This window comes from Rhodoferax sp., assembly GCF_012927445.1.
Lineage (GTDB): Bacteria > Pseudomonadota > Gammaproteobacteria > Burkholderiales > Burkholderiaceae_C > Rhodoferax.
The window spans coordinates 915,128-928,745 of sequence record NZ_JABBPD010000004.1 but is presented as its reverse complement, the minus strand read 5'-3'; the positions used below and the strand labels follow the sequence as shown (position 1 = coordinate 928,745).

The following is a 13,618-nucleotide window of genomic DNA, read 5'->3' as shown; positions in this document are numbered from 1 at the left end:
AGCCGGGCCTGATCAATTTCCAGGTGCGACTCGGCACTCCATTCCTGCATGTTGGCAGAGTCGGCCCGGTACCGGCCAAAAGCGTGGCGCGTTTGCGTGCGATCGCACCTTCGAATACGGTTTCAGCAGGGTGCAAATTTCCGCGTTGCCATCGTGCGCGACAGCCATGTTTTGACCGCTGGCGAAGGTGTATCCTTGAAAAAAATTAAAGAGCCATGATGAGATACAAGAACACAACCGGTACTGTCGGAGACTAGCCCATGCCCGCCGACATCACTATCGAACGAATCATTCACCCCCATGTTCTTACTTGCGCCCCGGAAACCCTGTTGTCCGAGGCGGCGCAGCGCATGATGGAGGCCCGCTGTAGTTCGATTCTGGTGGCCAAGGATGGCGCCATCGTCGGCATCTGGACCGAACAGGATGCGCTGGCGCTGGACATGTCCAGCCCGCAGACCTTCCATTCCCCCATCGCGCAGCACATGACCTCGCCGGTCAAAACCATCCATGTCAAAACAGGCGTTGGCGAGGCGGCGCTGCGCTTTCGCGAGGAAAAGGTTCGCCATTTCCTCGCGGTCGACGATAACGGCGTGCATAAAGGCATCGTCACCCAGACCGATGTTGTGATCAGCCAGGGAATCGAATATTACATTTCCTTGCGTGAAGTGACATCGGTGCTGAATCGCCGGTACCCGATCATCCCGGACACAGCCCCGTTGGGCGAAGCGGTGAAAAACATGCGCACCGGCCAGCTCGATGCGATCATCACGGAATACTCGGATGGTTCGTACGGCATTCTCACCGAGCGCGACGTTGTGCGCCTGATCAGCGGTGACAAGCCGCTCGCCAGCGTCGGCGATCTGGCCAGTCGGCCGCTCATTTGCGTTCCCAGTGATGCCAGCCTGTATCACGCGCGAAATCTGTTTCTGGAGAAACACATTCGCCACCTCGGCGTCAGCGGCAGCGACGGCAAACTGCTGGGGCTGGTTACTTTCGCCGACCTGTTGGCGAGCATTGAGCACGACTACGTCCAGCAGTTGCGCGAAACGCTCAAGGAGCGCGAGCACAGCCTGGCGATTTCCCAGCAGCACCAGCGCTTGGCTGCCAAAGTGTTCGAGAGCACGTTCGAGGGCATCATGATCACCAACGCCGACAACGTCATCGAATCGGTCAACCCGGCTTTTACGCAGATTACCGGCTTCCTGGCGCACGAGGTGATCGGCAAGACCCCGGCCATTCTGTCTTCCGGCAAGCACGATGAAGGTTTTTATCGCAAGATGCGAGAAGATCTTGGTGTCGCCGGCCACTGGCGGGGAGAAATCTGGAACCGGCGCCGCAACGGGGAAATTTACCCAGAATGGCTCACCATCAATACCGTCAGGAATGATGACGGCAACGTCACCCATTATGTCGGCGTCTTCTCCGACATCACCAAACGCAAGGCAACGGAAGAGGAGATGATTTTCCTCGCTAACCACGACGGGCTCACCGGCTTGCCCAACCGCGCGCTGTTTGTCGAACGGTTGCGCCACGCCATCGCCCACGCCCACCGCAACCGGGAAAAGGTGGCTGTGATGTTCCTCGACCTCGATAAGTTCAAGCAGATCAACGACACACTGGGACATCACGTTGGCGACCAGTTATTGCAGGTGGTGGCGCAGCGCCTCACCACCTGCGTGCGCGAGGACGACACGGTGGCGCGCCTGGGAGGCGACGAATTTACCGTCATCCTCGAATCCATCGCCAATACCGACGATGTCCCCTATGTCGCGCAAAAAATCATCGACTCCCTGTCCCGGCCGATGCTGCTCGATGGGCACGAAATCACCGTTACCGTCAGTGTCGGTATCAGTCTTTATCCGGCCGACAGCGAACAGTCCGATGACCTGATCAAGTACGCCGACACCGCGATGTACCTGGCCAAGAAAGTTGGGCGCAACAATTTCCAGTTTTTCATCGCCGCGATGAAAGAGCAGGCGCTGCCGCGCCAAGACGCCGACGCGTAGAGCCTCTTCAAGGCACCCGCGCCAAGTCCAGTTCATGGCGCATCTGCTTCGATCGCTATATCATCGAAAACAGTTCTCAGTCCTTCGGCATCCCTTCACTGCTCATTCACCGTCATGCCTTCAAATTGTCAATTTACTTTTCCGTTACAAGGTCTGTCATGAGGCGAATGGCCGCGTTGATCACTGTTCTCGTTCTGCTCGGCGGCTGTGCCACGCGAGAACCGCTGGACGCCGCCTATTTCGAGATTGAGCCTGGACGTCTGCCCGCCGTCGACGTCACCCTCAACATTCCCGGCCTCGGGCCCTGCACCGACAATCCGGACCGCAGTCTGCGTCTGGATTCCAGTCAACCGGTGAACGTGCTGGTACATGGTTGCTTCGGCTCTGCCGGTCAATTCCGGGGGTTGGCCCAGGTGCTGGCGTTCAATGGCCAGCAGAGTGCCTGCTTCACCTATGACGACCGCGCCGAACTCACGCGCAGCGCGACTGATTTGCGGCGCGCCGTCGATCTACTCGCCGCGCAAACCCGCGCACCGCAAATCACCGTGATCGGACACAGCCAGGGTGCGCTGGTCGCCCGCAAGTCACTCACCGAACTCGCGCTCACGCCGCCGCCACCGGCTGGCCAGACCGATCTGCGCTTGGTGACCATCTCGGGCCCCTTTGCGGGCATTGCGGCGGCTCAAACCTGCGGCAAGACCTGGCTGTACCCGCTCACGTTGGGCTTGCTGCCGGCCAGTTGCTACCTGGCGACAGGGGCCAAGTGGGCGGATATCACCGACTCTTCGCGCTTCATCCGCGAGCCTGGCGCACTGGTGCCGCAAGTCAGCCGCTACCTGAAGATCGACACCGACGAGCGGGGCAGTTGCCGCCGCGAGAAAGACGGCCGTTGCCTGCAAGCGGATGATGTGTTTTCGCTGGCCGAGCAGCGCAGTCTGCTGGTGGAAACCGATGCCCGAACACACCGGGTAGAGGAACGTGCTGGTCATGTCGAGATCGTGGGTGACAAGCACGTGTCGCCGATCAAACTGATCACGATCCTGCAGAATCAGGGGGTGCTGCACGCGACCGCGCCGGACCGCCTTGCCGCTTTCAGCCTGCTGCTGGCCCGGGTCTACCAGGATGACGCGTTCCTGAATACGGGTGCCTTCACGAGGCGCTGACTGCCTGGGTTTTCAGGCCAGCCCCGTCACAGCCCCAGCGTCTGCCAGACCTGCTCCACTTTGGCGGTGACATCGGGGCTCATTTTCATCGGGCGGCCCCACTCGCGGCTGGTCTCGCCCGGCCATTTGTTGGTGGCGTCCATGCCCATCTTACTGCCCAGCCCGCTGACGGGCGAGGCGAAGTCGAGGTAGTCGATGGGGGTGTTGTCCACCAGCAGGGTGTCGCGCGTCGGGTCCATCCGGGTGGTGATGGCCCAGATCACATCGGGCCAGTCGTGAATGTTGATGTCGTCATCCACCACCACGATGAACTTGGTGTACATGAACTGGCGCAGATAACTCCAGATGCCAAACATGACGCGCCGGGCGTGGCCGGGGTAGGACTTCTTGATGCTGACCACCGCCATGCGGTAACTGCAGCCCTCGGGCGGCAGGTAAAAGTCGGTGATCTCGGGGTACTGGCGTTGCAGCAGCGGCACAAACAACTCATTCAGGGCCAGCCCCAACATGGCCGGCTCGTCCGGCGGCTTGCCGGTGTAGGTGGAGTGGTAGATCGGCTCGCGCCTCGATGTGATGCGGTCGATGGTGAACACCGGAAACGCAGCCTGTTCGTTGTAATAACCGGTGTGATCGCCGTACGGACCTTCCAGCGCATGCTCGAAGCCGCTGCTGTGTGCGGCATCGGGGTAGATGTGCCCCTCCAGCACGATCTCCGCCGAGGCGGGCACCCGCAACTCGCTGCCCAAGGCCTTGACCAGCTCGGTGCGGCTGCCGCGCAGCAGCCCGGCGAACTGGTATTCCGACAGACTGTCGGGCACCGGCGTTACTGCGCCCAGAATGGTGGCTGGGTCAGCACCCAGCGCGACGCACACCGGATACGGCTGGCCGGGGTGCAGTGCGCCGTGTTCCCGAAAATCCAGTGCGCCACCACGCTGCGGCAGCCAGCGCATGATGACCTTGTTGCGCGCCAGCACCTGCTGGCGGTAAATGCCCAGGTTTTGCCGCGCCTTGTGCGGGCCTTGGGTAATCACCAGACCCCAGGTGATAAGCGGCGCCACATCACCGGGCCAGCAATGCTGAACCGGCAGGCGGGCCAGGTCGACGTCCGCACCTTCCCACACCACCTCCTGACAGGCAGCGCTGCGCAGTTCTTTGGGGGCCATGTTCCACAATGTTTTCACCATCGCGCCCAAGCCCATCAAGTCCTTGAAGCCTTTGGGCGCTTCGGGTTCCTTGAGCATGGCCAGCACGTGGCCAAACTGGCGCAACTCACTGACATCATTCACGCCCATGCCGAGCGCGACGCGGCGCGTGGTACCAAACAGATTGCCCAACACCGGCATGCGATGGCCGGTGGGGTTCTCGAACAGCAAGGCCGGGCCACCGGCGCGCAGGGTGCGGTCGCACAAGGCGGTCATCTCCAGATGCGGTGAGACCTCGGCGCTGACGCGCTTGAGTTCACCCAATTGCTCCAACTGGGCAATGAAGTCCCGCAGGTCACGGTAGGCCATGTGGAACCTTCTGTAAATTTGATCGTGCAATGAGAATGGAAATGACCAGCGCGTGCATGCATTTCCTACGTTTAGTCTGCGGCCGGCAGACCATGCCAGCGCGGTGCCTGGGGTTGCGGTAGCCCTAACAAATCGACGACCCGACTCACGGTGTGGTCGACCATGTCGGCCAGGGTTTGCGGCCGGTGATAAAAACTCGGCACCGGCGGGAAAATGAGGCCGCCCATTTCGGTCACGCTGGTCATGTTGCGCAAGTGCGCCAGGTTCAAGGGCGTCTCGCGCACCATCAAAATCAGGCGGCGCCGTTCTTTCAGCATCACATCGGCGGCGCGCGCCATCAGGTTGTCGGACAAACCATGCGCCACCGCCGCCAGCATGCGCATGGAGCACGGCGCCACCACCATGCCGTCACACTGAAAGGAGCCGCTGGCAATCGCGGCACCGACTTCGCGCACCGGGTACGCGACATCGGCCAAAGCCTCGACCTGGGCGCGGCTCATGTCGAGCTCCTGCTGCAGATTCAACAGGCCGGCATCGGAAATCGTTACGTGAGTTTGCACCTGGCCCAGGTCACGCAAGACTTGCAGCAGGCGAACGCCGTACACCGCCCCACTGGCGCCAGAGATGGCAACAATGATCCGCTTTGGCGGAGCGGCGTGCGTCATTTGCACAGGGACGCCGGGTCCACCGAAAGGGCACCGCTCACGGGCGGACGAGCTGGTAGCTTCGTGGGCTGGCCTGGGGTCTTGTCTGCCCGGAGCGGCCACGGCGTCTTCAGATCGCTCATGACCTGGCTGATCACGGCCTCGGCCTCGTCTAAGTCAAAGTCGGCGTGGTACCGCTTCTTCACGCCATACTGGTTCAACTGGTAATGGCGATCGGCCTCAATGCCGTGGCGCGACAGGCAGCTCTTGACGCAGGCCAACGGACAGCCGTCCAGCGCCACAATCGGCCGCCCGGAATGGGCGATCTTCAACAGGTAAGGCACGTCACCGCCGACCCCGGCAATGCATGACATTTCCGCCACGCCGAGCCGGTCCAACTGCAGGGCCACATGATTGGCCAGCTGTGCGGCGCTGGAGCACCCCGAGCAGGAATACACCAGCGGCAAATTGTGTTTGTCAGGGCGCACGAAATAACGCGGGTTACTTCAACGGGGCGCCAGCCTGGCCTTCAGCCGCGCCAGCACTTGCGCCGGTTTGAACTGCTCAAGATTGAGTACCGGCAGCTCGATTGCATCCAGCGTATTTTTGACCAGCAAACCCAGTTCGGTGTCGCCCTCCATGGACAGGCGGCGGCTGAAGAACAGCGTGTCCGGGTCTTCCTGGCGCCGTGCCAGCAAGACAAAGTCATAAGCACTGGCGCTGATCGTCAGGTCGGCCGTACCCTTGTTCTGGCAGGCGGCAAAGCGGCCGTTGATCCATTCAAAGTCAAAAGCCCACTGCGCATCGGTCACGCGCAGGCGCAGCTTTTTGCCCAGCAGCAGGTGGGTGACATCGGGCGCTAGCATCCGGGCCAGCGCCAGATTCAAACCAGCCACAAACAACAGCGAACCCGGATAAGCGGGCAGGCGGGACAAGAGGCTGCCCACGGGTTGGGGCAGCATATAAGGCGTTGCTTGCATGGGTAAATCCTTGAGTTGTCAGGCGTGCGCAGGCTGCGGCAGCAGCTGCTCCAGCCCGGGTTTGCCGTACCAGTAACCGTTGCAGGCTTGATCCGGCATCAGTCCCGCCATGGCTTGCATGGCATCCACAACGGTGGTTTGTTGGGTTAGCACGCCATGGAACAAGTTGATGATTTCGGCGGTGTGCTGCGACTGCGGGCTGATGCGCACCACATCGACGCCCATGGCCTGCATGGCGTCCAGTTCCGGCAGCAAGTTATAGACCTTGGCGGACTGGGTTTGTGTGCCGTTGAGCACCAGAAAACCTTCGTTTTCGCGCGTGCGCATCATCAGGCCGTCGGCATGGTCCAAGCAGCTGAACTGGCAGTCATCCTTGGGCAGATTGCGGTGGCGCGCGGTAAAGCAGCGCGCTGAAAACGCCAGCGGCATGCGGCCATAAGCAAAGACTTCCGTCGCTACCCCTGGCGGGCGACCCTGCTGCATCAGTGCCAGATCGTCACGCCCCATTTCCAGCGGCATCACCCAGCGTGCGATGCCCAGCCCCGAGAGCCACGCCAGCGTGGGCACGTTGTAGATATTGAGGTGCGGCCCGGCGACAAAAGGCACCTTGCCCTCCAGGCAATGCACCGCGCCCATGTCATTGGCCTCGACCATGAACTCGCCATTGGCCGCAATTTTGTGCAGCACCGTCACATCGGCCCCCGATTCGATCAGCACCTGCGTTGACAGCACCACCTCTTTGCCCGCCGCGCGCAGCTGCCCGGCAATGTTGAGCCAGTCGGCCAGGCGCAACTCGTGGCGGCGTGAGCACACGGTCTCGCCAAGATAAACAATGTCCACCGGTGTGGCAGCGATGGCTTCGTAAAAGCGGAACACGGCATCGCGTTGCCAGTAATACAGCAGCGGTCCTAAAGCAAGTTTCATTTTTATTTCCATGGCCGGTGATAGGCGCCGAGCGTGTGTTGTTGTCCTTCGGCGACCTTGTCCAGATCGCTCATCCAGGTCGGCTTGGCGGAGTAGCGGTGCGGGTTGTCGCGGCAGTTGTCGATGGCTTCGCGCCATACCTTGGTGACTTGCGCCACATAGGCCGGGCTGCGCTGGCGCCCCTCAATCTTGATGGCGCGCACGCCCATGGCCATCAGTTGCGGCAGCAAGGAGAGCGTGTTGAGGCTGGTGGGCTCTTCAATGGCGTAGTAGTTTTTTTCATCGCCGACATCAAAGCGCCCTTTGCACAGTGTCGGATACCCGGCGTTTTCGCCTGCGGCGTAGCGGTCGATCAGCACGCCGTTCAGGCGCGACTCGCGCCCCTGGGGCGTCTCCACCCAGCGCACGGCTTTGGGTGGTGAACACACGCCGTTGGTGTTGGGGGCTTCGCCGGTGACGTAGCTTGAGAGGGCACAGCGCCCCTCGACCATGACGCACAGGCTGCCAAAGCCAAAGACTTCAATTTCTACCGGCGTTTTTTCCAGTACCTGCTCCACCTGGGTCATCGACAGCACGCGCGGCAGCACGGCACGGGCCACGCCAAAGTGTTGATGGTAGAAGTTGATGGCCTCGTAATTGGTGGCGGAACCCTGCACCGACAAATGCAAGCGCAAATTCGGGTGATGCTTGACGGCATAGGCCATCAAGCCGGGGTCCGCCAGAATCACCGCGTCGACACCGCTGTCGGCGGCGCGGTCGATGGCACTGCGCCATACCTGCGGACTGGCCGCCTGTGGGTAGGTGTTGAGGGCCACCAGCACTTTGCGGCCGCGGTCGTGCGCGTAGCGAATTCCGGTGTTGATCGCCGCTTCATCAAAATTGAGGCCGGCAAAGTTGCGGGCATTGGTGGCATCGCGAAAGCCCAGATACACGCAGTCGGCACCATGGTCAACCGCGGCTTTGAGGGCGGGCAGGCTGCCGGCCGGGCAGACCAGTTCCATGGACGGAGTAACTGCGGCAGCCAGCGGGGGCGCGAGCGAACTATCGGCGAGAGTATTCATCTTGGGCTTGGGAATGTGCCACCTGTAGCAGGTGTGTCGTTGCCGGCCACGATGCCGACAAACTTTCATGCGGCGAAGGTATCAGACCTCACCGGCCAGTCCGCTGATGTAGGTCAAGCATCGTCGTTAAATGACCTCAAGCGGACTATGCGGGCATCAGCCGCAACAAGCGCCGCCGGAGCAGCAACTGCCGGAAGACACGCTCGCGGCCTTGGCACTTTTGCCGATCGCGACACGCCATACCTGCGGACCTTGTTCCAGGTAAGACCAGCTAAAAAGTCCGGGCGAACGCAACTGGAATTGCGCATTGAGGGGCTGGGGATCGTGGTCGTTAATCAGTTCCAGTGCCTGGCCCGGCAGCAGGGCTTCGAAGCGGCTGAAGATCAAGGCATGCCGCGCGGGCGGCGCAATCTGGCGCAGATCAATGGTGCTGGTCATGGAGTCGGACATGGGGTGCCTTTAAAGATGTATAAATAATGCCTGTTTACTGTAACCGCTCGCGCCAGTAAAAGCAATATGCTGAATAAATCTTTAGCGGCAGCGGTGTGGCGTTACACAGCGCGGAGGGCGGGGCGCCCGGTCAGCTGCGCGCAGAAACCTTAAAACCGGGCGTCAAGCCACTGCTTGAGTTCGGCAAAAACGGGTGCGGCTTGGAGTTCGTTAAAGAGCTCGTGGTACAGCGCCTCAAAGCAGCGTGAACTCACCACCGCTTTCGGGGCCGCTGCCGCAAAGGCGCGGCTGCCGGCCGGGTTGACCAGTTGATCGGCGCCGGCGTACAGCAGCAGGGTCGGCACGGTCCAGGTGGGGGCCAGCGCCAGTGTGGCCGGCCCGCTGTTTGCCATGAAGCGGGCGAGGCGGCCGGAAATGCGGTCATGCACCAGTCGGTCCGCACGGTAAGCGGCCACGACGGCCGGGTCATGGGACAGGAGCGACGGGTCCAGTCCGTTTCCGACCCGCAAATTGGGCGCGATTTTCGGCAACACCGCCAGCAATAACCTTTGCACGGCATTGAGCCCCGGGTCGAACGCCGGTGAGGACAGCACCAGCGCTTGCACCGGGCGCAAGGCCAGCGACACAAAGCGCGCCGCGACCAGTCCGCCCAGGCTGTGCCCCAGCAAAATCAACGGAGTGCTGGGCGCCATGCGAGCGCGGGTGCTGTCGACGATATCGGCCAGGTCGTCCAGCAAGCGGGTGTCGCTGGGCAGGCCGCCGCGCCGCCCGTCCGACTCGCCATGGCCATGCTGGTCATAGCCCCGCACCGCAAAACCCCAGTCGTTGAGTCGACGGGCAACGTGGTCATAACGGCCGGCATGTTCACCCAGACCGTGCACCAGCAAGACGACGCCCCGCAAGGGGACGCCCGGCTCCAGCGGCCAGTCCTGGAGCGCCAGGTTGTCGCCATCCAGGGCGATAAACGTGGTGAGCGTGCTGTCCATCCGGGTCTCAACGCGCGGGCGATTTCAAGGAATTTGGGCAATCACCTGGGCCACCGCTGCGGTCAGTTTCTTGGCGTACGGCACATGCAAAAACTCGTTCGGTCCGTGCGCGTTGCTCTTGGGGCCAAGCACGCCGCAGACCATCATTTGCGCGTTCGGAAAGCCTTTGGACAGCATGCTCATCAGCGGGATGGTGCCGCCTTGGCCGATGTAGCCGCAGGGTGCGCCAAAGTAGGCTTGCGATGCGGTATTCAGCGCCTGCTCGAACCAGGGCGCGGTGCTGGGCGCGTTCCAGCCGGTGGCGCTGCCTTCGCCTTCAAAGGTGACGCGGGCCTGGTACGGCGCGTTGTCTTCCAGTAAGACCTTGAGTTGCTGCACCGCCACCGCGGCGTCAATCAACGGCGGCAAGCGCAGGCTGAGCTTGAACGCGGTGTAAGGCCGCAGCACGTTGCCGGCATTTTTGAAGTCGGGCAAGCCCTCGGCGCCGGTCACGCTGAGCGTTGGTTTCCAGGTACGGTTGAGCAGGGCCTGCAAGGGGTCGGTGGTGGTGGGCAGGGCAAAGGCGGTGGCGCCGCCACAGTCGTAGTGCGCCCATGGAAAGCGCTTGTAGAGTTCATCACCCAGGATCGCCGCGGTCGCCTTGGCCTGCAGCAGCCGGTCGGCCGGCACCTCGCAATGAAACGAACTGGGCAGCAGACGGCCGGTGGCGCTGTCTTCCAGCCGGTCCAGCACCTGACGCATGATGCGAAAACTGGACGGCACCAGGCCGCTGGCATCGCCCGAATGCACGCCTTCGGTCAGGATTTCGACCTTCAGCACGCCGCTGGCCATGCCGCGCAGGCTGCTGGTGAGCCAGAGCTGGTCGTAGTTGCCGGCGCCGGAGTCCAGGCAGATGACCAGCGCCACCTCGCCCAGGCGGGGCCGCAGGGCCTCGATGTAGGGCAGCAAGTCGTAGGAGCCGCTTTCTTCACAGGTCTCGATCAGGCCGACGATGCGCGGGTGCGCCAGGTGTTGGCTTTTCAGCGCCTGAATCGCGGCAATGCTGGCATAGACCGCGTAGCCGTCATCGGCGCCGCCGCGGCCGTACAGTTTGCCGTCTTCGTACTTGGGGGTCCAGGGCCCGAGGTCGCTGCGCCAGCCGGTGAATTCGGGTTGCTTGTCGAGGTGGCCGTACATCAGCACGGTTTGCTGGGACGCGACTTTTTCCGGCGCCGCCGCGGTGGCGCCGCTGCAGGCCGCGACTTCAAAAAACAGCACCGGCGTGCGGCCTTCCAGCCGGACGATCTCCAGTGTCAGGCCGTCCACCTTCTGCGCCATGACCCAGGTCGCCGCGTCCCACAGCGCGGTGTCGATAAAGCCGTTTTTCGCCCAATCGGCGTCAAACGCGGGCGACTTGGCCGGAATCCGGATGTAGTCTTCCAGCCGGTGGACGATATCGTCATCCCAGGCGCGGCTGACCTCGTCCAGGGCTTGTGCCGCATTCAATGTGGCGGCGGGGATTCGGTCATTCATGCAAAACTCCTGGGGCAGTTCATCCAATTTTCGCAAGATCATGCCACGTCAGCGAGAAGACGGGCGCCAGCCCAGTCCGGCGGAAGTGCCGCCGGCTTGCAGGCCGCGTGACGGTCGGTATTCACAACCCACCCAGCCGGCGTAGCCCAGCGCGTCCAGCACGGAGAACAGATAGGGGTAATACAACTCGCCCACATCCGGCTCGTGCCGTTCGGGCACGCCGGCAATCTGAATATGGCCGACCCGGCCGGTCGGCAGGTAGTGGCGCAGTTTCATCGCCACATCGCCTTCCACCACCTGGCAGTGGTACAGGTCCATCAGCACCTTGAGGTTGGGCGCGCCCACGTCCTGGATGATGTCGTGCGCGTGGTCCTGGCGGTTCAGGAAAAAGCGCGGGATGTCGCGCGTGTTGATGGGTTCGATCAGCAGTTCAATGCCCTGTTGCTCAGCCTCGCGCGCCGCCCAGCGCAGGTTGTCGCGGTACGTGGGGTAAAGCGCCTCGCGCTCGTCGCCCGCCGGCAGCAAGCCGGCCATCACATGAATGCGCGGGCAGTCCAGTTGGGCCGCGTAGTCGAGCGCCTGGCCGATGCTGGCGCGGAACTCGGCTTCCCGTCCGGGCAGACAGGCCAGCCCGCGCTCGCCGCCCGCCCAGTCGCCGGGCGGGGCATTGAACAGCACCTGTTGCAAGCCGTGGGCCTGGAGGCGACTGCGCAGTTCGCGCGGTGCATAGGCATAAGGAAACAGGTACTCGACTGCCGTGAAGCCGTCGTGGGCGGCGGCGGCAAAACGGTCCAGAAAATCCAGCTCGGGGTACAGCAGGGTCAAATTGGCAGCAAATTGAGGCATAGGGTTCAGCAGCGGGCGCCAACGAGTGGGCGCAGGTTGTCGATGTCGGTGGTTGTGATGGGTTCAGTGGGCCATGATAAGCAAGGAAAAATACGCGCGAACACCGCCCGGTTGAGGTCAGGCCCAACCGGCCAGCCGCAGGGCCAGTCCGGCCAAAGCGCAGCCGGTAATCACCGGAATCACGCCTTGTTTGTACCGCAGCAGTGCCAGCGCCGCCAACGCCACCAGAAGCAACGCCATCCCGTCGATGTTTAAACCAAATAGGCCCGTAGCCCCCGTCTTGTATGCAATGTGCACTATAAAAAACAGAGCAAGACTGGCAATCACCCCGACCACCGCCGCCGTGATGGCCGTGAGCGGCGCGGTGAACTGCAGCTTGCCGTGGGTCGATTCCACCAGCGGGCCACCCGCCAGAATGAAGACAAAGGACGGCAAAAAGGTAAACCAGGTCACCACCAACGCGGCCAGCGCGGCCCCCAGAAACAGCGTCTCCGGCCCCAGCACCTGTTGGCGCCAGCCACCCAGAAAGCCGACAAACGCCACCACCATGATCAGTGGGCCGGGCGTGGTTTCGCCCAAGGCGAGGCCGTCCATCATCTGCGGCCCGGTCAGCCAGGCAAACTGCTCCACCCCGCCCTGGTAGACATAGGGCAGCACGGCATAAGCGCCGCCAAAGGTCAGCAGCGCCGCCTTGGTGAAGAACCAGCCCATTTGCGTGAGGGCGCCGGTCCAGCCCTGCCAGGCGATGAGCGCTCCCATGGGCAACAACCAGAGCACCGCGCCGACCGCCAGCACCGTCGCCAGCCGGGATCTTTTGAAGCGGGCGTGCGGCGGTGTGGGGGTGTCATCGTCGAGCAGGGCTGGGCGGGGCGTTGCACCGTGCGCCTGGGACGCGCCATGGCCGCCACCGGCCGCAAATTGCCGGGGCACCCAGCGCTGACCCAGCCAGCCGGTCAGCGCCGCCGCCAGCACGACCCACGGGAAAGGCACATTCAGAAAGGCAATTGCTATGAAACTAAGAGCTGCTACCGTCCATAATACGGGGGCTACAGTCGGTTTCTTCAATGTTTTTGAGCCAATGCGGTGCACCGCTTGCAACACAATCGCCGCCACCGCCGGTTTGATGCCGTACAGCAGCCCCGCGACCCACGGCACGCTGCCAAAGGCCACATAGACCCAGCTCAGGCCGATCAGGATGAACAGCGAGGGCAGCACAAACAAGCCGCCCGCCACCAAGCCGCCCCAGCTGCGGTGCATCAGCCAGCCGATGTAGGTGGCCAGTTGTTGCGCCTCCGGGCCGGGCAACAGCATGCAGTAGTTGAGCGCATGCAGGAAGCGCCCCTCGGAGATCCAGCGTTTTTCTTCCACCAGCTCGCGGTGCATGATGGCAATCTGACCGGCCGGGCCACCGAAGCTGATGAAGCCGAGTCGGAGCCAGAACTTGAGGGCGTCAAAAAATGACACGGCAGGGGCCGACGGCTGGCCGGGACGGCCCGCTGCGGCGTCACGGGAAAGAGGCGAGTTCATCAACGTGT

13 protein-coding genes are annotated in these 13,618 nt (G+C 62.5%); 2 read left to right on the top strand and 11 right to left on the bottom strand.

Features of this window, described 5'->3' with window-relative positions; all coding sequences use genetic code 11:
• The first annotated feature begins 260 nt into the window (after positions 1 to 260).
• A complete protein-coding gene (locus HHJ17_RS10045; RefSeq protein WP_296500742.1) occupies positions 261 to 2,006 on the top strand; it encodes a diguanylate cyclase in 1,746 nt (581 codons plus the stop codon).
• Between the two features lie 158 nt (positions 2,007 to 2,164).
• On the top strand, positions 2,165 to 3,169 hold the full coding sequence (locus HHJ17_RS10040) for an alpha/beta fold hydrolase (RefSeq protein ID WP_296500744.1): 1,005 nt from the start codon (positions 2,165 to 2,167) through the stop codon (positions 3,167 to 3,169).
• A gap of 26 nt (positions 3,170 to 3,195) precedes the next feature.
• Here the strand turns inward: HHJ17_RS10040 and ubiD are convergent, their stop codons facing one another.
• From ubiD to chrA, 11 genes are all read right to left on the bottom strand, one after another.
• Positions 3,196 to 4,680, bottom strand: coding sequence for a 4-hydroxy-3-polyprenylbenzoate decarboxylase (gene ubiD, locus HHJ17_RS10035; RefSeq protein ID WP_296500747.1), 1,485 nt, complete (start codon positions 4,678 to 4,680; stop codon positions 3,196 to 3,198).
• 71 nt (positions 4,681 to 4,751) lie between these two features.
• Positions 4,752 to 5,345, bottom strand: coding sequence for a UbiX family flavin prenyltransferase (locus HHJ17_RS10030; protein ID WP_296500749.1), 594 nt, complete (start codon positions 5,343 to 5,345; stop codon positions 4,752 to 4,754).
• On the bottom strand, positions 5,342 to 5,812 hold the full coding sequence (locus HHJ17_RS10025; RefSeq protein ID WP_296500751.1) for a putative zinc-binding protein: 471 nt from the start codon (positions 5,810 to 5,812) through the stop codon (positions 5,342 to 5,344). The genes HHJ17_RS10030 and HHJ17_RS10025 overlap by 4 nt, the downstream gene beginning before the upstream one ends.
• Positions 5,813 to 5,830: 18 nt before the next feature.
• Positions 5,831 to 6,304, bottom strand: coding sequence for an SCP2 sterol-binding domain-containing protein (locus HHJ17_RS10020; protein ID WP_296500753.1), 474 nt, complete (start codon positions 6,302 to 6,304; stop codon positions 5,831 to 5,833).
• An 18-nt stretch (positions 6,305 to 6,322) separates the two neighbouring features.
• Complete coding sequence (locus HHJ17_RS10015; RefSeq protein WP_296500755.1) at positions 6,323 to 7,228, bottom strand: U32 family peptidase; 906 nt, start codon at positions 7,226 to 7,228, stop codon at positions 6,323 to 6,325.
• A gap of 2 nt (positions 7,229 to 7,230) precedes the next feature.
• The gene (locus HHJ17_RS10010) at positions 7,231 to 8,289 is read right to left on the bottom strand and encodes a peptidase U32 family protein (RefSeq protein ID WP_296500758.1); all 1,059 of its coding nucleotides are present in this window, start codon (positions 8,287 to 8,289) and stop codon (positions 7,231 to 7,233) included.
• A 156-nt stretch (positions 8,290 to 8,445) separates the two neighbouring features.
• A complete protein-coding gene (locus tag HHJ17_RS10005) occupies positions 8,446 to 8,739 on the bottom strand; it encodes a DUF2249 domain-containing protein (RefSeq protein WP_296500761.1) in 294 nt (97 codons plus the stop codon).
• Between the two features lie 149 nt (positions 8,740 to 8,888).
• Positions 8,889 to 9,725 (bottom strand): alpha/beta hydrolase, encoded by an 837-nt coding sequence (locus HHJ17_RS10000; RefSeq protein WP_296500763.1) that lies wholly within the window; start codon positions 9,723 to 9,725, stop codon positions 8,889 to 8,891.
• Positions 9,726 to 9,749: 24 nt separating this feature from the next.
• Entirely contained in the window at positions 9,750 to 11,237 is a 1,488-nt protein-coding gene (locus HHJ17_RS09995) for a M20 family metallopeptidase (RefSeq protein WP_296505676.1), read from the bottom strand.
• 48 nt (positions 11,238 to 11,285) lie between these two features.
• Complete coding sequence (gene otnI / locus HHJ17_RS09990) at positions 11,286 to 12,083, bottom strand: 2-oxo-tetronate isomerase (RefSeq protein ID WP_296500767.1); 798 nt, start codon at positions 12,081 to 12,083, stop codon at positions 11,286 to 11,288.
• A gap of 117 nt (positions 12,084 to 12,200) precedes the next feature.
• The gene (chrA, locus tag HHJ17_RS09985) at positions 12,201 to 13,610 is read right to left on the bottom strand and encodes a chromate efflux transporter (protein WP_296500770.1); all 1,410 of its coding nucleotides are present in this window, start codon (positions 13,608 to 13,610) and stop codon (positions 12,201 to 12,203) included.
• Positions 13,611 to 13,618: the final 8 nt, after the last annotated feature.